General features: G+C 66.4%; 1 protein-coding gene (running past one end of the window). It reads right to left on the reverse strand.

Translation table 11 applies throughout. The features are described 5' to 3' along the window. On the reverse strand, nt 1–26145 hold the 3' portion of the coding sequence (locus tag LEL84_RS09075; protein ID WP_226513850.1) for a non-ribosomal peptide synthase/polyketide synthase. Its footprint extends 14631 nt past the window's final position; 26145 of the gene's 40776 nt are visible here — the last part of the coding sequence; its start codon lies beyond the right edge, outside the window; its stop codon occupies nt 1–3.

A 26145-nucleotide genomic window follows, 5' to 3' on the forward strand; every position in this document is an offset into this window, starting at 1 on the left:
TCAGTCGTGTGACCGCCCGGCGAATCCTTCGTCGAGCGTATCGAACAGCACCGGGCCGATCACGGCCAGCGCCTCCGGATTCGCCATGCCTAGATGGTGCGTGTCCACTCGAGTCGTCGACACCGTGCCGGTCACGTACGGCGCCCACGCCTCGGCGACCAGCTCCGGCTCGTCCTTGTCGGCGGTAGCCACGAAGACCTGCACGTCGCCGTCGAAGCGATCCGGCCGGTGACCGATCACCACATCCTCGGCCGAGGCGAAGCTCTCCATGATCCGCTCCACCTGGTCGGCGGTGAACAGACCCATGCCGGCGATCTGCTCGCGGACCACCGCGACCACTTCCTCCGGCGTCGACGCCTGCAGATCATCACCCAGGTCGAACAGTTCACGCCAGCCGCCGAGCAGATCGGCGACGACGTCGCCGCCCGCCTCGTCGACATCGGCTCCGTCGGCATCCGCCCCGTCGACCTCGATGTGGTCGCCGGCCTCCGACGACGGAGCCTGCGCCCCGACGTCGTCCGGTGGCACCGGTGCGGCATCCATGATGCCCAGATAGGCCACCTGCGCACCCGAGGCCTGCAACCGGGTGGCCATCGCCTGCGCGATGATGCCGCCCACCGACCAGCCCAGGAGGTGGTACGGACCGTCCGGCTGCACCCGACGGATCTCTTCGAGATAACGCTCGGCCAGTTCACCGACATCCCTGCGAACCTCTTCGCCGACGGTGACGTGCGGATCCTGCAGACCGTAGATCGGTCGATCCGGCAGGTATGGGGCGAAGCCCCCGTAGAACCAGGCAAGACCGCCGGCCGGGTGCACGCAGAACAAGGGCGGCCGGGTCCCCTGCGCCCGCAGGGTCAGCAGCACCCCGTTGGCTGCCTCCGTCTCGGCGGTGAGGTGTTCGGCGAGCCCGCGGACCGTCGGATCCGCGAACAGCGCCGCCAGATCCAGTTCGGTCCCCAGCTCGCGACGCAGCCGCTCGACGATCCGCACCGCGGACAGCGAGTTGCCGCCCAGCGCGAAGAACGACGCCGTCGCCGACACCTCGGCCACCCCGAGAACATCGGCGAAGGCGCGGGCGATCACGGTCTCGCGCACACCCTCAGGAGCGGAATACTCGACACCGGTCGCCAGCGGGTCCGGTGCCGGCAGCGCGGCCCGGTCGATCTTGCGAGCAGTGTTCAGTGGCATCTCCGACAACGTCATCCAGACCGACGGCACCATGTAGGAGGCCAGTTCCCCGGCCACCGCCGCCTGTACGGCCGGCACGTCCACCGAGTCCGGCGTCAGATAGGCGGCCAGGTACTGCGCGCCTCCTGGACCCGTCGCCAGGGTCACCGCCGAGCTGACCACACCAGGGGCCCGAGTGATGGCCGCCTCGATCTCGCCGAGTTCGATGCGCTGACCACGCAGCTTGACCTGGAAGTCGGTGCGGCCCAGATAGTCGATCTCACCGTCGGTGGTCCACCGCACCAGATCGCCGGTGCGGTAGAGACGGCCACCCGAGCTGAACGGATCGGCGACGAAGCGCTCGGCAGTCAGATCCGGCCGGGACACATAGCCCCGGGCCAGCTGAACCCCACCGAGGTACAGCTCACCGGGAACACCCGGCGGCACCGGCCGCAGACGCGCGTCGAGCACCCAGGTGGTCAGATGAGACACCGGTCGGCCGATGGTCACCGGCTTACCGGCTTCGACCGGCTTGTAGCTCGCGACGATCGCCGACTCGGTCGGTCCGTACAAGTTGTGCGGCGCCGAATCCGGCCACAGTCGCAGAATGCGGTCGACCAGCGGCGCGGGGAACGCTTCGCCGCCGACGTCGAGCGCCCGCATGGAGGCCATCTCGGCGAGCTCCGCGTCGCTGAGCACGTCGAGCATCGTCGAAAGCATGGACGGCACGATGATCGCCGAGGTCACCCCACGCCGACCGAGTTCGTCGGCCAGCGCCCGCGGGTCGCGGTAGACGTTCTCATCGAGCATGAGGAGCACTCCGCCGGACACGATCGGCCGGTAGAACTCGAGTACCGACGGATCGAAGGTGGACGAGACCACCTGCGCGTACACGTCTCGCGAGGTGTATCCGTGCACCACCGCGTCATGCCGCAGCTGTGTCACAACCGATCGATGGGAGACGGTGACACCCTTCGGCTGCCCGGTGGAGCCCGAGGTGAACAGCGTGTAAGCGGCAGCATCGGCACATCCCGGTCCGGCCGCCGAGGAAACCGCCAGACCCGGGCCGGTGGATCGTGCCGCGGCGAACACCTCGTCCTCCGAAAGCTCGCGCACTTCCACTCCCAGTTCCGCGGCCAGCGCCCGCAGTTCCGGCCGCGAGCCGTCCACCACCATCACCTGAACCCCGGCTGTGGTGAGCACATAGCTGAGCCGGTCGAGGGGGGCCTGCGGATCCACCGGGACGAATTGGCCGCCGGCGACGACCGTGGCGTGCACCGCTGTCACCAGAGCCGCCGAACGCGGCAGCGCGATCGCGACCGGGACGTCGGTGCCGACACCGAGCGCGACCAATTGATCTGACACCGCAGCGATCGCCCGATCGAATCCGGCGTAACTCAGTTCGCCGTGTGAGGTGAGCACGGCTGTCGCCTCCGGCGCCGCAGCCACCCGCCTGCGGACCAGATCGGCCAGGGTCTGTTCGTTCGGCGCCTCCGTCAACGCCAGGCCGTGCGACCAGTCCTCGATCCGGCATCTCTCGACCTCCGGTAGCCAGGACACGTCACCGACGAGAGCGCGCGGCTCGTCGACCGAGGCGGCGAGCAGCACCTGCAGTCGGTCCATCATCGTCTCGACCGTCGATGCCTCGAACAGGTCGACGGCATAGCGGACCGTGCCCTGCCAGGACTCCCCCGGAGCGGCGACCGTCAGATCGACCACCAGGTCCACCTCGATCGGCTGATGTTCCTCGCCGAGCAACTCGACCCGCAGATCACCGACCACCGGCACTGCGTCGCGACCGGTCGCCCCACCGTGCTGACGAACCGAGAGCCAGACCTGCACCAGCGGCGCAAATGCCTGCGAGCGAACCGGATTCACCGCATCGACGACCGCCTCGAAAGGCGTTGAGCTGTGCGTGAAGGCGGTCAGATCCACCTCGCGTACCCGCGCGAGCAGGTCGTCGAAGGTCTCGTCTGCCCGCACCGCCGTGCGCAGCACCAGAGTGTTGACGAACATGCCGATCAGCGGATCGATCGCCTCCTGCCCGCGGCCGGCCACCGGGGTGCCGATCGCCACATCGTCGGTGCCGGCCAGCCGGTACAGCAGCACCGCGAGGGCGGCGTGGACCACCATGAACGGAGTGGTACCCGAACTCGCGGCCCGCTGGGCGATCCGCTCGGCCAGGTCGGCGTCGATCTCGAAACGCACCTGTGCGCCCGCCTCCGAGGCGACGGCCGGTCGCGGCCGGTCGCTGGGCAGCTCCAGAACATCCGGCAGTCCGGCGAGGTGTTCGCGCCAGTAAGCCAGTTGAGCCCCGACCACCGACTGCGGGTCGTCCGGAGCGCCGAGCGCCCGGTGCTGCCAGATCGCGTAGTCGGCGAACTGCAGCGGCAGCGGCCGGTAGCGCGGAGCGGCACCGGCAGATCGGGCGGCGTACGCGGTGACCAGGTCCGTCAGCAGCACATCGAGCGACTCCCCGTCGGCGGCGATGTGATGGACCACCACAGCGAGCACCGCTTCGCCGGTCGCGACGGGCCACAGCCGGACCCGGAGCGGCCATTCCTCGGCGAGGACGAAGCCGCCGGAGACCGCGGCTTCGATGGCTTGCTGCGAGTCGACCTCGGCCCAATCGAGGTCGTCCTCGACCCGATCCGCGTCGGCGACGATCTGTACCGGCTCGCCGTCGACGAGAGGGAACGTCGTCCGCAGGATCTCGTGACGTCGGACCAGGTCGACGAACGCCGCGCGCAAGGCGTTCACATCCAGCCCGCCGGACAGGCGCAGGACCGCCGGCAGGTTGTAGGCGGCCGAGGTCGCATCGAAGCGGTTGATGAACCACATCCGCTGTTGCGCGAACGAGAGGGGGATGGTCGCAGGCCGCGGTCGGGCGGCGACGATCGGCGGGAGCAACGCCTCTCGGTTCGCCGCCACGGCCGCCAGCCCTCGGATGGTCGGGGCGTCGAAGACGTCCCGCACCGTCACGTCCACTCCCAGGGCCTCGCCGGCGCGTGCGGCGAGCCGCATCGCCGAGAGCGAATTGCCGCCCAGATCGAAGAACGACTCGGTGACACCGACCTGCTCGACGCCGAGGATGTCGGCGAAGACCTCGGCCAGGGCCTCCTCGGGCGGGGTCTGAGGTGCCACGTACTCGGCGGTGACCGAAGAGAAATCCGGCGCCGGTAGGGCCTTGCGGTCGAGTTTGCCCGCCGAGTTGAGGGCGATGTCGTCGAGCACCGTCCACACCGTGGGCACCATGTAACCCGGCAACGCCTGACCCGCGGCCGCCATCACGGCGTCCAGATCAAGGGCGGTACGCCCACCGGCCAGATAGCCGACCAGGTGCTGTGACCCGCCAGGGCCCTCGACGACGGTGGCGGCCGCGTGCACCACACCGGGCGCGGCGGCGAGCACCGATTCGATCTCACCGAGTTCGATGCGCTGACCGCGCAGCTTCACCTGGAAGTCGGTGCGGCCGAGATACTCCAGACGGCCACCGAGGCGACGTACCAGATCTCCGGTCCGGTAGAGCCGTGCTCCGGCCGGCCCGTACGGATCGGCGACGAAGCGTTCGGCGGTCAGGTCGGCGCGCGCCGCGTAACCGCGAGCCAGCTGCACGCCACCCAGGTAGAGTTCGCCGGCCACCCCGTCGGGGACCCGGTGCAAACGACGGTCGAGCACCAGGGCCGAGCTGTTCCACACCGGCAACCCGATCGCGACCGAGGCGGCAGCCGGATCGACCTCCTCGATCCGCTCGTAGGTGATCTCCACGGCGGCCTCGGTGGGTCCATAGAGGTTGTAGAACAAGATGCCGGGCAGGGCTCGCCGCAGGTCGGTGGCCACCGCCGGCGGCAGCGCCTCACCGGTCGTCGAGATGATCCGCACCGACGACATCGCCGCGATCCGCTCCCGGCCCACGAGCTCGCAGAACACCGACAGCATCGACGGCACGAAATGCACCATCGTGGCTCGCGAGGACTCGATGACGTCGGCGACATACAGCGGATCCACATGGCCACCGGCCTTGAGCACCACCAGCTGGGCACCCACCATCAGCGGCGCGAACAGCTCGGGCACCGAACAGTCGAAGGTGTACGGGGTCTTCTGCAGTACCGCGTCGGTGTGATCGATCGGCAACTCGTCCAGACCCCAGTCCAGGCGATTGACGACGGCCTCGTGGGTCAGCGTGACACCCTTGGGGCGGCCGGTCGAACCCGAGGTGAACAAGGTGTAGATGGCATGTTCGACGCGTAGCGGCGCGAGTCGCTCCGCGTCGGTCACCGGTGCGGCATGCTCCCCGATGTCCGCCGAAGCATCCACCTCCACGACCGGCACCCCGCCGATCCCGGCCGGCACCTCGCCCGCGGCGACGAGCACAACCCGCACATCGGCGGTGTCGATCATGTACTCCACACGGTCGGTCGGTGCCGTCGTGTCGATGGGCACGTACTGCCCGCCCGCCGCGACGACTGCATGGATGCCGACCATCATCTCGACCGATCGGTCGATCCAGACCGCGACCGCCACCTCGGGGCCCACCCCGGCGGCGATCAGCTGTCGTGCCAGGGTGTTCACCCGAGCACCGAACTCCCCGTACGTCACCTCACGGCCCTCGTAGCGCAGCGCCACAGCCCGCGGTGTGCGGGCCACCTGGGCGGCAACCGCGTCAGCAACGGTGCGCTCGGCGATCGCCACCAGCGGGCCCGTCTCGTCGTCATCCGCGGCGACGTCAGTCGCCAACCGCAGGTCGATGTCACCGACCGGCAGGCTCGGCTGGACGGTGACGGCGTGCAGGATGGTGACCAGTCGGGCGCCGAGGGTGTCCACCGAACTCCCGTCGAACAGATCCGTCGCGTACTCGACGGAGACCTCCCACGGTTCGTCGTGTGACCCGACGGAAACCTCGAAGGTCAGGTCCACCCGAGCGGTTCCGGTCGGCGCCGGCAACGGTTCCACGCTCAGATCCCCGAGCACCGGAGTCAGCGCGGCGCCGGCGGTGCGCTCGTTGAAGAAGACCAGCACCTGCGTCAGCGGTGCGAAAGCCTCCGAGCGCACCGGGTTGACGGTGTCCACGAGGACCTCGAACGGGAGGTCGGCGTTGGCGAAAGCGTCCAGGTCGGTGGCACGGACCTCGCCGAGCAGGTCGACGAAGGACTCGTCCCCGTCCACCCTGGTGCGCAACACCAAGGTGTTGACGAACATGCCCACCAGCGGGTCGAGTTCGGCCTGTCCCCGGCCTGCGACGGAGGTTCCGACCGCGATGTCGTCGCTGCCCGAGAGCCGGGCGAGGACTGCGGCCAGCGCCGCGTGGAAGACCATGAACGGGGTCACCGAGTGTGCGGCTGCCAGCTGGTGCACCGCGTCGACCAGTGCGGACGGCACTGTGAACGAGGTCCGGGCCCCACGCTGCGAGGCCACCGGCGGACGTGGACGGTCGGTCGGCAACGCCGACACCTCGGGCAGTCCGGCCAGGCGCTCGGCCCAGTAGCGGAGCTGACCACCGAGGACCGACGACGCATCGTCGGCGGCACCGAGGACACGATGCTGCCACAGCGCGTAGTCGGCGAACTGCACCGCCAGCGGTGCGAACTCCGGTGCGGCCCCGGCGGCGCGCGCCGAATACGCCTGGACGAGATCGGTGACCAACGGCCGCAAGGATTCGCCGTCGGACGCGATGTGATGCGTGACGACGGCCAGCACGTATTCGTCGTCAGCGACCGGCCACAGCCGCACGCGCAGCGGCCAGTCCGTCGTCACGTCGAAACCGGTCTGCACCGCGTCGATCACGGCGTCGTCACTGTCCACGAGGCGCCAGTCCAGACGTGTCTCCACGGCGTCGGCCGGGGCGATCACGGCGACGGCCTCACCGTCGACCGCCGGGAAGACGGTGCGCAGCACCTCGTGCCGGATGACCACGTCCACGACGGCTGCGCGCAACGCGTCCACGTCGAGCCGGCCGTGCAGACGCAGCACCGCCGGAATGTTGTAGGCAGGTGAGACCGCGTCGAACTGGTTGATGAACCACATGCGCTGCTGCGCGAACGAGAGCGGAAGCCGGTCGGGCCGCGGTCGAGCCGCGGTGACGCGCTCGAGTCCGGCACCCCGATCACCGACGAGCTCGACCAGGGACCGTACCGACGGCGCCAGGAACACGTCCCGCACGCCGATGTCGGTTTCCATCGCCGCAGCGGCACGCGCAGCCAGCCGCATCGCCGACAGCGAGTTGCCGCCCAGGTCGAAGAAGCTCTCGGTGGCCGAGACCCGCTCCACGCCGAGCAACTCGGCGAACAGCGCCGCCATGGTGACCTCGCGGTCTCCTTCCGGTGCCACGTAGTCGGCTTCGCTGCCGGTGAAGTCCGGCGCCGGCAGCGCCTGCCGGTCGATCTTGCCGGCCGTGTTCAGCGCTATGTCGTCGAGCACGGTCCACACGGTGGGCACCATGAAGCCCGGTAGCGATTCGGCGGCGACGATCTTGACCGCCTCCACGTCGATCGGGGCCGGCGCGAGGTAGGCGGCCAGGTGCTCGACCCCGGCCGGTGAGGACACCACGCGCGCGGCGGCGTGCACCACACTGGGCGCTCGGGTCAGCACCGCCTCCACTTCCCCGAGTTCGAGGCGCTGGCCGCGGAGCTTGACCTGGAAGTCGGTGCGGCCCAGGTACTCGATCTCACCGCGAGTGGTCCACCGGACCAGGTCTCCTGTGCGGTACAACCGTGACCCCGCCGGTCCGTATGGATCGGCGACGAAGCGCTCGGCCGTCAGTGCCGACTGGCGGGAGTAGCCGCGGGCAACCTGGAGACCGCCGACGTACAGCTCGCCGGGCATTCCGGGCGGCAGCAACCGCAACCGGGAGTCGAGCACGTACCCTTCGGCGCCGTCGATCGGACGGCCGATGGTCACACCGCGGCCCTCCGGGTCGTAGGTCTGGACGGTGGCGAAGATCGTGGTCTCGGTGGGGCCGTACTGGTTGTGCAGGGTCAGACCCGGCCAGAGCCTGGTGACCGCCTCGGCCACCGCCGGCGGCAGCGCCTCGCCGCCGGTGTGCAGATGCCGGATGGAGTCACTCCATGCGGGGTCTTCCTCGGCGAGCACCTCAGCCATGACCGCGAGCATCGACGGCACGATGATCGCCGAGGTGACGCCGCGGCGGGCGACCGTGTCCCGGATGACGAAGGGATCGCGGTGAGTGCCCGGTTCCAGCAGCACCAGCGAGCCGCCGCACATCGGCGGGCGGATGAATTCGAGCACCGACGGATCGAAGGTGTACTCCAGCACCTGCAAGAAGACGTCGTCCGCGTGGAACGAGTAATACGCCACGTCAGCCATCACCTCGGCCATCAGCGCCCGGTGCGGCACCGTGACGCCCTTGGGCCGGCCCGTCGATCCTGAGGTGAAGATCGTGTAGGCAGCATTCTCGCCGTGCACCGGCGAGAGTCGTTCCGCCGGGTCGAGAGCGGGCACGGCATCGGTGTCGAGCGGCCGGTCCGCCGACACCAGGATCACCGGCAGATCCTGCGCACGGGCCGTGTCGGCGACGGCCGTCGCCGACGAGTCCGCCGACACCAGCAGCGCCACCGCTCCGGACATTCTCAGCATGTACTCGGCGCGTTCGCCGGGTACCGCCACCTCGATCGGTACGTACTGTCCGCCGGCGGCGAGCACAGCGTGGATCGCGACCAGCATCTCCACCGACCTGGGCATCGCGAGCGCCACGGCCACGTCCGGGCCCACGCCGGCCGCGATGAGTTCGCGGGCCAGCAGTGCCGTGCGCGCGCCGAGTTCGCGGTAGCTGACCTCTCGCTCACCCAGGATCAGTGCCGTCGAGTGGGGTGTCTCCGAGGCCCGATCGATCAGCAGATCGGCCGCAGTCGCCGGGCCCGGCACGGGCACCGGTGGTACCGACCAGCGCCGGACGTCGGCGGCGGTCGCGTCGTCGAAGAGCTCGAGTTCGCCGATACGGCGGTCGGCGGATGCCGCAACCTGCTGCAGGACCTGCAGGATCACCGACAAGAACACCTGCACCTGCGCCTGGTCGAAGACCTCTGGCAGGTACTTGATCTTCACGCTCAGCCGGTCACCGGCCAGTGAGGTACCCAGGTTGAGCGGATAGTGGGTGAAGTCGTCGCCGTCGACGCCGCGGACGTCCAGGCCGAGCGCTGCGGTGTCGGCCTGTGCAAACGAATCGGCGTCCACCGGGTAGGACTCGTGCACGGTCAACGTGTCGAACAACATCGGATTCCCGGTGCCCGAAAGGATTTCCGGCAATGTGAGGTGCTGATGATCGAGCACCCTCACCTTGTCGGCCTGCAACCCGCGCAGGACCTGACCCACCGTCGCGTCCGGATCAACATCGACAACCACCGGCAGAGTGTTGATGAACAGACCCACCATCGCCTCGACGCCGTCGAGATCAGCCGGTCGACCCGACACCGTCTCGCCAAAGGCCACGACCCGGTTACCGGTCAGCCGGGAGATCAGCACAGCCCACACGAACTGACTCACCGTCGCAACCGTGACACCCAGCGAGCGTGCAACCGCTTGCAATTCGGCGGTCAGCTCGGCATCGAGAAGCAGCGACTCGTCACGCGAGAGCACCTCGATCGCCCCACCATGAGCCGCTGCCACCAGACTCGGCTCCGACACGGGCGAGAGCACCTCACCCCAGACCGCCAGCCCCGCCTCCCTGTCGACACCGGCAATCCGACGAAGATACGCCGCGAAATCGGCGCGCGGAGTGTACGGCTCACCCGTGGCGTAGATGGCCATCAGATCGGCCAGCATCAGCGGACCCGACCAACCATCCAAGATGATGTGGTGATTGGTCACCACCAGCGTCGCAGAGGCGGCCTGACGCACCAACACGAACCGCAGCAGCGGCGGCACCGCGAGATCGAACGGCGTCAACCGCTCCCCCTGCGCGATCTCGGCCAGCCGCGCCGCAGCGGTCTCGTCATCGACATCGCCGAGATCGATCACCGACCACGGCAGGCAAACCGTCGCCGGCACCACCGTCACGATCGCACCGTTCTCGGTCGCCACAAAACCCGAACGCAGCACCTCGTGATGGCTCAGCAACCGCTGACCCGCCTCGTGCAGGCGTTCGACGTCGACGTCGGCGCCGAGGGCAACCTGCACCTGCGTGATGTAGACATCCACCGCGTCGTCGAGACCGGCGGCCAGCTGCGACTGGAAGTACAACCCGCCCTGTAGCGGTGACAACGGCCAGATCGCCGCGCCCGGATACTGCTGCGCAAGCCGGTCGAGATCGACCTGACGCAGGTCGACGCCGGGCACGTCGGACGGCGAGAGGCCCACCTCTGTGCCGATTCCCGCGATCACCGTCAGCTCTCGTGCCCACCGCATCAGCAGGTCGTCGATAGCAGCATCGTCGAATACGTTCTCGCCGAACGTGACCGACGTCGACAGTTGACGACGACCGTCGATCAGCACTCCGCTGACGGTCGCGGTCAGCAGTGCCTGTATCGCCATGCCACCGTTGGGCGACGCCCCGAGGCCCGGTCCACCGGCCGGTCCGAACGGCAGCGACGCCGCGCCGGTCTCGGACTCCCCGGCCCCGCCCGCACCGAAGTAGTTGAACACGATCGACGGCAACGGTCGGTCCGAGAGTTCGGTGTCTCCCCGATAACGCAGCCATCCGAAACCGAGGCCCGAGGTCGGCTGCGCGAGACGCTCTTCCTTCGCGGCCTTGACCGCGTGCACAGCATCGTCGGCCGGGTCGAGATTCATCGGCGTGATCGTCGTGAACCACCCTACCGAACGGGACAGATCGGCGCGAACCGGCGTCGGCCCCTGCTCGAGAACCTCTTCGTAGCGTCCGTGTCCTTCGAGGAGCACCGAGACCGGTGCGTCGTCGTCGATGCCGCGGTCCTGCTGCCAGGAGCGCACCGCCCGGGCCAGACCGGCGAGAAGCACGTCGTTCACGTTGCCGCCGAAAGCTTCCGGCACGGTGGTGAGAATCTGTTCGGTCACCACCGGATCCACGAGGTTGCCGCGACTGCGTGCGGTGCGCATGCGGTCGCGGTCCCGGTCGAGTTGCGCACCGAGATCGGTTGGCTGGGGCCGAACTCGTGCCGACCAAAACGCGACTTCGTCGCGGAAGTCCCCTACCCGTTCGACCAGCTCGTGGTTCCACGCACGCTGCGAGGCGGTCGTCGCACGCACATGCAGCCGATGTCCGGCGGACCGCTGGGCCCACACGGTGATCAGGTCCTCGACGAGGATCTGCCAGGACACCGCATCGACGCCGAGGTGGTGGATCACCACCACGATCCGGCCGACACCGTTGGCATCGGTGACCAGCGCGGTCTGCACGAGCGCACCCCTGGCCGGATCGAGACGGCCCGCAGCCACCGCGTGGGCGGCGGCGAGGTCGCCGTCGAATTCGGCTGTGCCAACCATTGCCGAGGACTCGTGGACCGAGATCGCCGCGGCGGCATCGAACTCACCGCCGGCATACATCCTGTACTCACCGGTGCCCTCGGCCGACAGGGTGGCGCGCAGCATCGGATGTGCCGTCACCACCACGTCCAGAACTTCGGCGAGATCGCCGGCCGTCAGGGCAGCTGGCGCCGCGAGCACCATCGACTGCGAATAGTCCGCGAAATCGCTTGCAGTGTCCGAGTATTCGAGCATCCAGGACACCACCGGGGAGAGCTCGACCTGACCGACCGCACCGCCGGGGAGCTCGGCGAGCTCGGGCAGCGCAGTATGCGCATCACCCAGGGCGGCGGCAATCGCACGCACCGTGCGGTGCTCGAAGATCTGCCTGGGACTCAACGCATGACCGGCCGCGCGCATCGCCGAGGCGAGCTGGATGGACATGATCGAGTCGCCGCCGAGAGCGAAGAAAGACTCGGTCACCGAGACCTTCGGCAGGCCCAGCAGGGCTGCCACGGTGACGGCGAGCTGCTCTTCGAGCTCACCCACCGGCGCTTCGTAGTGCGTTCCGAGGGAGCCGAAATCGGGATCGGGCAGAGCACGACGATCGATCTTGCCCGCACTGTTGAGCGCGAGGTCGTCGACGACCGTCCAGACCGTGGGCACCATGTACCCCGGCAGCGCCGCAGCCACATGTGTTGCGACCGCGTCGAGATCCACCGACCCCGGCGACAAGAATGCCACCAGATGATCGGCTCCGGTCGGCGCCTTGGACACCGACACTGCGGCCTTGACCACGCCGGGCGCACCGGCAAGGACGGCCTCGATTTCACCGAGCTCGATGCGCTGACCTCGCAGTTTGACCTGGAAGTCGGTGCGGCCCAGGTATTCCACCTCACCGGCCGCGTTCCAGCGCACCCGGTCGCCGGTGCGGTACAGGCGCGAACCCGGTTCACCATAGGGATCGGCCACAAATCGTTCGGCGGTCAGGGCCGGTTGCGACGCGTACCCGCGGGCCACCTGGACACCGCCGAGGTACAGCTCGCCGGGCACCCCCACCGGCACCGGACGCAACCGGGCATCGAGGACGAGGGTGGAGGTATTCCACACCGGCGCACCGATGCTCACCACATCGGGGGCCGCAGACACGTCGGCCCAGGAAACCTCCACGGCAGCCTCGGTCGGACCGAACAGGTTGTGGATTCCCACCTCGTCGGGAAGCACCGATCGCGCCTTGGCGACGAGCGCCGGCGGGAGCGCCTCACCGGAGGCGAACACCCACTTGAGGCTGTCGAGCGCAGCGATGCGCGTCGGGTCGACGACGTCGAGGAAGACCGACAGCATCGAGGGCACGAAGTGCACCGAGGTTGCCGCCGACTCCTCCAACAGACCGATCAGATACTCCGGATCGGCGTGTCCGCCCGGGCGGGCCAGCACAACGGTGGCACCGGACATCAGCGGACCGAAGATCTCCGGCACCGAGACATCGAAGGTGTACGGGGTCTTTTGAACGATCCGGTCGCCGCGGGACCAGCCGAAGGTGGCAAAGCCCCAGGCCAACCGGTTGAGTACAGCACGATGAGAGACCGTCACGCCCTTGGGACGTCCCGTCGATCCCGAGGTGAACAGCGTGTAGGCGGCGTGATCGTCCGACAGCGGCGCACGACGCTCGGCGTCGGTCACAGCGGCCACGGTCAGATCTACCTCGCCCGAGGCATCCACGGCATGCAGTCTCACGCCGTCGGGTAGTTCGGCAACGGCAGTCGGCAGCGAGCCGGCAGCAACCAGCACCGTCTGCACCGCCGCGGTCTCCAGCATGTACCGCACCCGATCGCCGGGCGCAGCCGTGTCGATCGGCACGTACTGACCACCCGCGGCCGACACTGAGTGAATGGCGACCATCATCTCGATGCTGCGGTCGATACACACACCGACCGCGACGTCGGGGCCGACGCCGGAGGCGATGAGCGTGCGGGCCAGGGTGCTCACCCGGGCCGCGAACTCCGCGTAGGAGACCTCACGATTGTCGAGGCGCACCGCGACCCGCTTCGGGGAGCGCTGCACCTGGGCGGCGATGGCCGCCGGCACGGTGTTTACCGAAACCGGACACGCTTCGCCGAACGATGTGGCGAGCACCTGCGCCCGCTGCTCGTCGGTCAGCAGGGTCGGGTCACCGACAGCCGAGTCGGGTTCGGCGGTGAGATCGTCGAGCAACCGCACGAAGGTCTGCGCCATGCCGACCACGGTGCGCTCGTCGAAAAGATCGGCAGCGTAGGTGATGGTGCCGGTCCAGTCACCCTCACCGCCGGCCGTCTGACTGAGGGTGATGGTGAGGTCGCGCTGAGCTGCCACCTCGGGCCGCTCGACACCCTCGATCTCCAGCCCCTCGATCTGCACCGACACTCCCTCGAGAGAAGCGGCGGGGTTGAACGAGAGCAGCACCTGGGCCAGCGGCTCGAAGGCCTGTGAACGCTCGGGTGCGAGTGCGTCGACCAGGGTCTCGAACGGCACGTCCGCATGGGCGTATGCGTCCATGTCGACGGCGCGAACCTGTTCGAGCAGTTCGGCGAAGGGCATCGCCGGATTCACCTGAGCACGCAGCACCAGCGAGTTGACGAACATGCCGACCACCGGATCGAGGACGCGTTGACCGCGGCCGGCAATGGGTGTGGCGACGGCGATGTCGTCGGTGCCCGACAGTCGAGCCAGCAACACCGACAGTGCGGCGTGGACGACCATGAACGGCGTCATGTCGAAGGCGGTCGCGGTCAGGACGGTCTGGCCGGCGACCGACGCCGGGACGGTGAACTCGATGATTCCGCCGCGGCTGGATGCCACCTGCGGCCGCGGCCGGTCCGCGGGTAGTTCCAAGACGTCCGGCAGGCCGGCCAGGGCGGTCCGCCAGTAGTCGAGCTGGCGACCGACCACCGAGTCGGGATCGTCGGGCGATCCCAGGGTCCGATGCTGCCACAGTGCGAAGTCGGCGAATTGCACAGGCATCGGCTCGAACTCGGGTGTACGACCGTCCCCTCGTGCCGCGTAGGCACTGAGCAGATCGTTGAGCAGCGGCCCGGTCGACTCACCGTCGGCGGCGATGTGATGCAGGATCACCGCCAGAACCGCAGTGTCCTCGTCTTGGCGCCACAGCCGCACGCGCACCGGTGTTTGCACGGTCAGGTCGAATCCCGAGTCGACGGCACCGACGATGTCCTCGAGCGAGTCAACGATGCCCCAGTCGATATGCTCGGCAACGGTTTCCGCGGCTGCGATGAGCTGTCGTGCGCCGCCCGCAGCCTCCGGGAAGGTGGTGCGCAGAACCTCGTGACGGGTCACCACGTCGACGAATGCGGCGCGCAACGCGACCTCGTCGAGGGTGCCGGTGAGCCGAAGAACGGTCGGCACGTTGTAGGCTGCCGACTCTGGGTCGATCCGGTTCAGAACCCAGATGCGTTGCTGCGCAAAGGACAGCGGAATGCGCTCCGGCCGCGGGGACACCGCGGTGATCGGCGCCGCTGCCGGACTCTTGCCCGCAGCCAGCGTCACCAGCGAGCGAACCGTGGAGGCGTCGAAGAAGTCACGCACCGACAACTCGGCATCGAGCACTTCACCGGCACGCGCGACCACTCGCATCGCCGAGAGCGAGTTACCACCGAGATCAAAGAACGACTCAATCACCGATACCCGGTCCACACCGAGGATCTCGGCGAACACCTGCGCGACAGCGGCTTCGCGCTCACCCACAGGAGATACGTACTCCGCCTGCGCTCCCCCGAAATCGGGTTCGGGCAGCGCTCGCCGGTCGATCTTGCCCGCGCTGTTGAGAGCCAGATCTTCCACGAGCGTCCACGCCGTCGGCACCATGTAACCCGGCAGTGCCGCAGTTACATGAGTACGCAGCTCATCCACGTTCACCGTGGCCGGCGACACGAACGCCACCAACTGCTCACCGCCACCCGGAGCCGAGGCAACTGTCACCGCAGCCTTGACCACGCCCGGCCCGCCGGCCAGCACCGCCTCGATCTCACCCAGCTCGACGCGCTGACCACGCAGCTTCACCTGGAAATCGGTGCGCCCCAGATACTGGAGCCGGCCGTCATAATTCCACCGAACCAGGTCGCCGGTGCGGTACAACCGCGAACCCGCAGGTCCGAATGGATCAGCGACAAAACGTTCGGCAGTCAGATCCGTGCGGCCGACGTACCCGAGCGAAACCTGAGCTCCTCCGACGTAGAGTTCACCCACCACGCCTGCCGGCACCATCTGTAGCCGTGCATCCAAGACGTATGCGGAGCTTCCGGCAACAGGCACACCGATCGGAATAATCGGTGCACCATCGTCCAGTTCCGCGATCGTCGAATAGATGGTGGTCTCGGTAGGACCATACTGGTTGTACAGCTTCATGCTCGGCCACGCACGGTACAGGCGATCAGCCAGCGCCGGCGACAAAGCCTCACCACCGGTCGGCACATAGCGCAACGAACGTGCCCAGTCCCCGTTGTCCTCGCCGACGACGTCGAGCATCACCGCGAGCATCGACGGAACCAGGGTGACCACCGTCACCCCATGCCGTTCGACCAGGGCGCTGATCGCCTTCGGCTCCGTCCGGAGCTCGTCGCCGGGTATCACCAGAGCGGCACCGCTGACGACGCCGCGGAAGAATTCCAGGACCGAGGGGTCGAAGGTATAGCTGAGAACCTGCAGTTGCCTATCGTCTGGCGTGAACCGGTAATTCTGCTGGTCGAAGGCCAGCAGCGCCCAAACCGACCCGTGTGACACCGCGACGCCCTTGGGCAGACCTGTCGATCCAGATGTGAAGATGATGTAGGCGGTGTGGTCAGGACGAACCGGAGACCTCCGGTCAGCGTTCGTGACCGGTCGATTATCGATCGACGTGGCGTCGAAGTCGGCAACCACGATGAGTAGTTCTTCCTCGCGGGCCGCCTCGATCACCGCCGAATCCGTATCGGCCACGGTCGTGACCACGATCTGCGCGGCGGAAAGCTCTATGATGTGGCGCGCCCGTTCGATCGGGGTATCTGTCGCGAGCGGGACGTAGGCGGCGCCGGTAGCTATGACTGCCTGCACCGCAAGCACCTGCTCGAACGACTGGGATGCACACACCGCGACGACCGAGCCCGGTCGCGCACCTTCCGCAATCAACTGCCGCGCAAACGCATTGACCCGGCCGGCGAAATCTGCGTGGCTCACCGTGCGGCCGTCGAAGATCACCGCGGGAGCATCCGTGAATCGCTCACCGGACGACGCTGTCAGATCAGCCAGGTTCGATGCACCGGAACCGGTCAGCGCCAACACATCCGCGGGACCCGACCACGCCACGAGTTGGTCACGCTCCTGCGCTGCCAACAGATCAATGCTGCCAACCAGAGCCCCCGGGTCGGCGGTCAGTGCATCGAGCAGGCGCACGAACCGACCGAGCAGGGCGTCAACAGTCTCACTCTCGAAGAGGTCGGTCGCGTACACCACCGACCCGAACCATTCACCCTCGTCCCGGATGTCGATGGCGACGAACAGGTCCACATTCGCCCGAGGTGACAGGTCCTCGATCGGGGCCACACGCAAGCCGCCGACATCTGCGTCGTCGCCGAGGTTTGCGTCGGCGCTTGCCTGGCTCACGCTCAGCCACACCTGTGTCAACGGTGCGAACGCCTCGCTCCGCACCGGATTCACCGCGTCGACAACGGATTCAAAGGGTGCGACCCCATGCTCGAAAGCACCGAGATCGACGCCGCGGACGACCTCGACGAGATCGCCGAACGAGGCACCGCTGTCCACCTTCGTCCGCAACACCAGGGTGTTGACGAACATACCGACGAGCCGATCCAGCACATCTTGACCACGCCCGGCCAGCGGAGTCCCGATCGAGATGTCGTCGGTCCCGGACATGCGTGCCAGCAATGCCGCGAGGGCTGCGTGCACCACCATGAACGGAGTCGCGCTCGACTCACGCGCCAGTTCCACCACCCGCCCGGCAACGGCGCCTGGGATCTCGAACGAGATGCGCCCACCGCTTTGGGAAGCTACTGCCGGCCGCGGCCGGTCACCAGGCAATTCCAGGACATCCGGGGCGCCTGCCAGTTGCTCGGTCCAGTAGTCCAGTTGTCGGCCCACCACCGATTCCGGATCCTGCGGACTTCCGAGTACCTCGTGCTGCCAGATCGCGAAGTCAGCGATTTGCACCGGCAGCGGCTCGAACTCGGGCGCGTGCCCGGCGACACGCGCCGCATATGCGGTCACCATGTCGACAACCAGCGGAGTCATCGACTCACCGTCGGCGGCAATGTGATGGACCACCACGGCCAGCACGTGCTCGTCGGCACCAACCGGCCACAGCCGCACCCGCAGCGGCCACTGCGACGTCACATCGAAGCCGGCTGTCACCGCCGTCTCGACATCAGCTTGCGAATCCACGATCTGCCAGTCCAGACCGTCCTCGACCTCGTCGACCGAGGCAACGAGTTGGAACGGCACACCATCGACCGCCAGGAACGTCGTCCGCAACACCTCGTGCCGCACAACAACATCGGCCACCGCAGCTCGCAGTGCGGAGACCTCCAACTCGCCCGTCAGACGCAAGACGACCGGGATGTTGTAAGCCGCAGATCCGGAGTCGAGCTGGTTGATGAACCACATGCGTTGCTGAGCAAACGACAGCGGAATACGTTCGGGCCGATGCGAAACCGCAGCGATCGGCGGAAGTGAAGCCTCATGCGTGGCCGCCACCGCAGCAAGCTCACGCACACTCGGCGCATCAAACACATCCCGCACCGACAACGCCACACCGAGAACCTGGCCCACCCGAGCAGCCACCCGCGTGGCCGAAAGTGAGTTACCACCGAGATCAAAGAACGACTCCGCCACCGATACACGATCAGTACCGAGCACCTCGGCAAACACCGCTTCGACAAGCTCCTCGGACTCAGACGCCGGCGCCACATACTCAGCCTGCGTGAATTCCGGAGCCGGCAACACCCCCCGGTTGACCTTCCCCGACGGATTGAGCGGCATCTCATCCAACACCACCCACGCCGTCGGCCGCATATACACCGGCACCGCATGCACCAACGCCGCCTCGATCGCCTCCATATCGATCGACGCCGCCGGAGCAACCCACGCCACCAACTGATCACCAGTCGCACTCGGCAACACCGTCGCCGCCACATGCCGCACCCCCGGCACCGACGCGATCACCGTCTCGATCTCACCCAACTCAACCCGCTGACCCCGCAACTTCACCTGGAAATCGGTACGACCCAAATACTCCAGCTCCCCGCGGGCATTCCACCGCACCAGATCACCCGTGCGATACATCCGGGCCCCCGGCTCACCGAACGGATCAGCCACATAACGATCCGCCGTCAGATCCGGGCGACCGGCATAACCGCGACCCACCTGCACCCCACCGATATACAACTCACCAGCAGTACCCACCGGCACCCGCTTCAACCGCCGATCCAACACCGCGACCTGCCCGTTCCACACCACCGAACCGATCGGCACAGTCGCATCCGCCGCCGACACCTCGACAACCTGCTGCCCGGAAATCTCCACCGACGCCTCCGTCGGCCCATACAGATTCACCAAACGCGTCTGCGGCAACCACTCACGCACCGTCGCCGCCATCGACGGCGCCAACGCCTCACCCGTGGTCGAAATGATCCGCAACGAACTCAACGACGACACCCGTTCCCGACCACACACATCCAAGAACACCGACAGCATCGACGGCACGAAATGCGCCGTCGTCACCCCGGCCCGCTCAAACTCATCGGCCAACGCCACCGGCGCCAAATGCACATCCGGCGCCAGAATCACCAGACGCGCACCCACCAGAAACGGTGCGAACAACTCCGCCAACACCACATCAAAGGTGTACGGACTCTTGAGCACCACCCGATCGGCCTCATCGATCGGCATCGCCGACACACCCCACCACAGGCGGTTGTTGATACCCCGATGCGCCGTCGTCACACCCTTCGGCCGACCCGTCGACCCCGACGTGAACAACGTGTACATCGGATGATCAAGACCCAACGGCGACAACCGATCCACATCAGTGACCGCCGGCGTATCCACATCCACCTCACCGCAAGCATCAACCCCGATCACCGGCAAACCCTGCTCCTGCGCCAACGCCGCCACATGGGCACCCACCGACCGATCCGACACCAACAACAACCGGGAATCGGTCACTTCGAGCATGTAACCGGCCCGCTCATCCGGCGCATCCACCGCAATCGGCATGAACTGCCCACCAGCAGCCACCACCGCATGCACAGCCACCACCATCTCCACCGACCGCGGCATACACAACGCCACCGTCACCTCCGGCCCCACCCCAGCCGAAATCAACTCCCGCGCCAACACCCCAACCCGCGCACCGAACTCCCGATACGACACCTCACGCTCACCACACACCAACGCCACCGCATCCGGAGTGGCCCCAACCTGCTCAGCAATCACCTCACTCACCAAACGCTGATCCACCCCAACCACCGGACCACGCTCAAAACCCTCGAGAACCCTCTGCTCATCCGCATCCAGAATCGGCAAATCACCAATCAACATCGACGGATCAGCGGTCACCAACTCCAGGACGCCGACCAGTCCATCCAGCAGGCGACGTACTCGTGGCTCGTCGAAAAGATCAGCGGCATAAGTCAATTCGAGCTGCCAGTCTTGGCCCTCTCCGCCGGACAGCACCGACAGGTACAGGTCCAACTGGGCAGCAACAACACCTGGGTCGACCGGGGCGATCTCCAGGCCCGCCACCGAAACACCCTCGCCCGCACCGGCACCGGGATCGAAGTTCAACGCCACCTGCGCCAACGGCGCAAACGCCTCGCTCCGCACCGGCTTGACCGCATCCACCACCGCCTCAAACGGCACATCCCCATGCGCAAACGCCTCCACATCCGAGGCACTCACCTGATCAAGCAACTCCGCAAAACTCTGACCACCATCAACCGAAGCCCGCAACACCAACGTGTTGACAAACATCCCCACCAACGGATCCAACACCGCAGACCCACGACCACCCACCGGCGTCGAAATCGCCACATCCACCGCATTCGACACCCGACCCATCACCGCAGCCCACGCCGCATGAACAACCATGAACGCCGTCGCCCGGTGCTCAGACGCCAAAGCCCGCAACGCCATGCCCGTCTGCGCCGGCAACGTCACCGTCACCCGCGCCCCACGATTCGACGCCACCAGAGGACGAGGCCGATCCGTCGGGAACTCCAACAGACCCGGCAGGCCAGCCAACCGCTCAGTCCAATACGACAACTGACCCGACACCACCGAATCGGAATCCTCCGGCGACCCCAACACCTCGTGCTGCCAGATCGCGAAATCAGCGAACTGCACCGCAAGTGGCTCCCACTCCGGCGCGCGACCCGCGGACCGTTCGACATACGCGGTGACGACCTCGGTCACCAGCGGTCGGAGAGACTCGCCGTCCATGGCGATGTGCTGCCCGATCACGGCGAGGACGTGTTCGTCCTCGGCGACCGGCCACAACAGAACGCGCAGCGGCCATTCGCTGGTCAGATCGAAGCCACGACCGGCAGCTGCGGCAATCTCCTCCTGGGATGACACCGTCGCCCACGGCACACTCGACTCGATCTCGGAGATCGGATGCACCAGCTGGTACGGCTCGCCATCGATCTCGGGGAACGTTGTCCGCAAGATCTCCTGCCGTGCGACGACATCGACGATCGCCGCACGCATCGCTGCTTCATCCAGGCGACCGGTCAGCCGCAACACGATCGGGATGTTGTAGGTCGCATTCGACGGATTCAGCCGGTTCAGGAACCACAGTCGCTGCTGCGCGAACGAGAGCGGCACCCGCTCCGGGCGCGGCGTGACCGCGGTGATCGGCGCCAGCGCCGGGCTCTTTCCGGCAGCAAGGGTCACCAGGTCGCGCACGGTGGACGCGTCAAAGAAGTCCCGCACGCTCAGATCGGCGTCGAGTACCTCACCCGCACGCGCGATCACCCGCATCGCCGACAACGAGTTACCACCCGCATCAAAGAACGACTCGGTCACCGACACCCGCTCCACACCCAGGATCTCGGCAAACACCGCCGCCACAGCCTCCTCGGCTGCACCCACCGGAGCCACCAACTCACCGCCACTGCCCTCAAAATCAGGCTCCGGCAACGCCTTCCGATCAAGCTTGCCATTCGCCGTCAACGGCAACCGATCCACCACCGTCACCAGATCGGGCACCATATAACGCGGCACCTTCGCACCCGCGGCCTCACGCACCACCTGCACATCGAGCACCACATCGGCATCGGCCACCACATAGCCGACCAACACATCACCACGATGGGCATCAGCAACAATCCGCGCCGCAGCACCAGCCACCCCGGCCACCGTCAACAGTGCCGCCTCGACCTCCCCGTACTCGACACGGAAACCACGCAACTGCACCTGACCATCAGCACGACCCAAATACTCGATATCAGCGCCAACCCACCGCGCCAGATCACCGGTGCGATACAACCGCGAACCGCCACCAACACCCGCGAACGGGTTGGCCACAAACCGAGTCGCCGACAACCCAGCACGACCCAAATAGCTCTGCGCCAACTGGTGACCGGCCACATACATCTCACCGACCACACCCGCCGGCACCGGCCGCAACCGGTCATCCAAAATGTGAATCGCCAACGACGACAACGCCCGACCGATAAACGAAGGATCAGCCGCCGACACCACCGACCGATCAATCGGCCTAAACGACACATGCACCGTCGTCTCGGTGATGCCATACATGTTCACCAACTGCGCAGCATCGGCCGGGAAGAACTCGAACCAACGCGCAACCTGCTCGAACGAGAGCTCCTCACCACCGAACACCACATACCGCAACGCCAACTCCGGCGCACGACGACGCCGAGCATCGATCAACTGGTAGAACGCCGACGGCGTCAGACTCAACACCGACACCCGCTCGGCAGCAAGCACATCGACAAAACCATCAATATCGCGCGCCAGGTCCCGATCAACGATCACCACCCGCGCACCAGAAAGCAACGGCCCCCACAACTCCCACACCGAGAAGTCGAACGCATACGAATGGAACAACGTCCACACATCATCGCCGCGGAACTCGAAATCCTGCGCACACGCCGCCATCAACTCCGACACATCACCATGAGTGACTTCCACACCCTTGGGCAGACCCGTCGACCCCGACGTATAAATCACATACGCCCGCGCCGAAGACGACACCACAACAGGCACGAAATCGGCTGCCACATCAGCATTCCCGGCGACAAGTTCATCAACATCAAGAACCCGCACACCGCCGCCGACCACCGACCACAAACCATGACCAGCCGTCGACGAATCAGTCACCACCACCGACACACCCGCATCACCAACGATGTACTCAAGCCGGTCCACCGGATTGGTCACATCCAACGGCAAATACCCCGCACCAGCCTTGAGCACACCCACAATCGCGCACACCACATCCACCGACCGCGCCGTGGCCAACCCCACCAAATCACCCGGCCGCACACCCACAGCCACCAAACCAGCAGCCACCGCCGAAGACCGCACATCCAACTCGGCATACGACAACGACCGACCCAACGCCGACACCGCCACCGAACCACCATGAACAGCAACCGAACCAGCAAACAGATCAACCAAAGACCGACCACCAACAGCCACCGGAACCGGCAAACCAGCCAACCGCTCCCGCTCAGCCCCGGTCAACAACGCCACATCACCGACCGCCACACCCGGATCAGCAGTCACCGCATCCAACACCGCCAACAACCGCTGTACCAACACCGCAATCGAGGACTCATCAAACAAATCCGTCGCATACACAATCGAGGACTGCCACACCGAACCCGACGCCATCGCCACATTCACATGCAGGTCGTACTGCGCCGGAACCTCCTGAGAGACAACAGGCTCCAACTGCAGATCACCCACCTGCACCGACGGCACCGCCACCGCACCCTGCGTCACCGCCAACACCACCTGCGCCAACGGACCAAACGACTCACTACGAACCGGATCAACCGCCTCGACCACCGTCTCGAACGGCGCATCCGCATGCGCAAACGCATCCAGATCAACCCGGCGAACCTGGTCAAGTAGTTCCGCAAACGACTCCGCCGACGAAAACCGCGTACGCAACACCAACGTGTTGACAAACATGCCGACCAACGGATCCAGCACCCGCTGACCACGACCAGCAATAGGCGTGGCCACCGACACATCCCCAGTAGCACCCAACCGACCCAGCAACACCGCCAACGCCGCATGAACCACCATGAACGGCGTCACCCCAGCAGCCTGCGCCACCCGATCAACCCGCTCACCAAGCTGCGCCGGAACCTCAAACCCAAAACTACGACCACGATGGCTGGCCACCGCAGGCCGCGGCCGATCAGCCGGCAACTCCAACACATCCGGAGCACCCGCCAACTGCTCAACCCAATAACCCAACTGACGACCAACCACCGACTCCGCATCCCGCGGAGAACCAAGCACCGCATGCTGCCACAACGCGAAATCAGCAAACTGCACCTCAAGCGGCACAAACACCGGCACCCGACCAGCAACCCGCGCCGCATACGCCGTCACCACATCAGAAACCAACGGCCCCATCGACTCACCATCAGCCGCAATATGATGCACCACCACAGCCAACACATGCTCACGCTCGTTCTCACTGAACAACCGCACCCGCAACGGCCAATCAACGGTCACGTCGAAGCCGGCCATCGCCGACGCGCTCAGCTGCTCCGCCGAGGCGACGATCTGCCACACCCCTCGGCCTTCGAGCTCGGCGATATCACCGACCAACTGATACGGCTCGCCCGCGATTGCAGGGAACGTTGTCCGCAACACCTCATGCCGGCCGACGACGTCACCCACCGCGGCCCGCAAGGCGTCTGAATCCAGGTCGCCGGACAAGCGCAGCACCGCAGGAATGTTGTAGGTTGCCGCCAACGGATCCAACTGGTTGATGAACCACATCCGCTGCTGAGCGAACGACAACGGCACCCGCTCCGGACGCGGAACCACCGCCACGATCGGCGCCAACGCCGAACCAGCGGTACCAGCGGCCGCAGCCACCAACTCCCGGACACTCGGAGCATCGAACAGATCCCGCACGCTCAGATCGGCGTCGAGTACCTCACCCGCACGCGCGATCACCCGCATCGCCGACAACGAGTTACCACCCGCATCAAAGAACGACTCGGTCACCGACACCCGCTCCACACCCAGGATCTCGGCAAACACCGCCGCCACAGCCTCCTCGGCTGCACCCACCGGAGCCACCAACTCACCGCCACTGCCCTCAAAATCAGGCTCCGGCAACGCCTTCCGATCAAGCTTGCCATTCGCCGTCAACGGCAACCGATCCACCACCGTCACCAGATCGGGCACCATATAACGCGGCACCTTCGCACCCGCGGCCTCACGCACCACCTGCACATCGAGCACCACATCGGCATCGGCCACCACATAGCCGACCAACACATCACCACGATGGGCATCAGCAACAATCCGCGCCGCAGCACCAGCCACCCCGGCCACCGTCAACAGTGCCGCCTCGACCTCCCCGTACTCGACACGGAAACCACGCAACTGCACCTGACCATCAGCACGACCCAAATACTCGATATCAGCGCCAACCCACCGCGCCAGATCACCGGTGCGATACAACCGCGAACCGCCACCAACACCCGCGAACGGGTTGGCCACAAACCGAGTCGCCGACAACCCAGCACGACCCAAATAGCTCTGCGCCAACTGGTGACCGGCCACATACATCTCACCGACCACACCCGCCGGCACCGGCCGCAACCGGTCATCCAAAATGTGAATCGCCAACGACGACAACGCCCGACCGATAAACGAAGGATCAGCCGCCGACACCACCGACCGATCAATCGGCCTAAACGACACATGCACCGTCGTCTCGGTGATGCCATACATGTTCACCAACTGCGCAGCATCGGCCGGGAAGAACTCGAACCAACGCGCAACCTGCTCGAACGAGAGCTCCTCACCACCGAACACCACATACCGCAACGCCAACTCCGGCGCACGACGACGCCGAGCATCGATCAACTGGTAGAACGCCGACGGCGTCAGACTCAACACCGACACCCGCTCGGCAGCAAGCACATCGACAAAACCATCAATATCGCGCGCCAGGTCCCGATCAACGATCACCACCCGCGCACCAGAAAGCAACGGCCCCCACAACTCCCACACCGAGAAGTCGAACGCATACGAATGGAACAACGTCCACACATCATCGCCGCGGAACTCGAAATCCTGCGCACACGCCGCCATCAACTCCGACACATCACCATGAGTGACTTCCACACCCTTGGGCAGACCCGTCGACCCCGACGTATAAATCACATACGCCCGCGCCGAAGACGACACCACAACAGGCACGAAATCGGCTGCCACATCAGCATTCCCGGCGACAAGTTCATCAACATCAAGAACCCGCACACCGCCGCCGACCACCGACCACAAACCATGACCAGCCGTCGACGAATC

The sequence above is a fragment of the Gordonia sp. WA4-43 genome (assembly GCF_020520305.1).
In the GTDB taxonomy this organism is placed as follows: Bacteria; Actinomycetota; Actinomycetes; order Mycobacteriales; family Mycobacteriaceae; genus Gordonia; species Gordonia hongkongensis.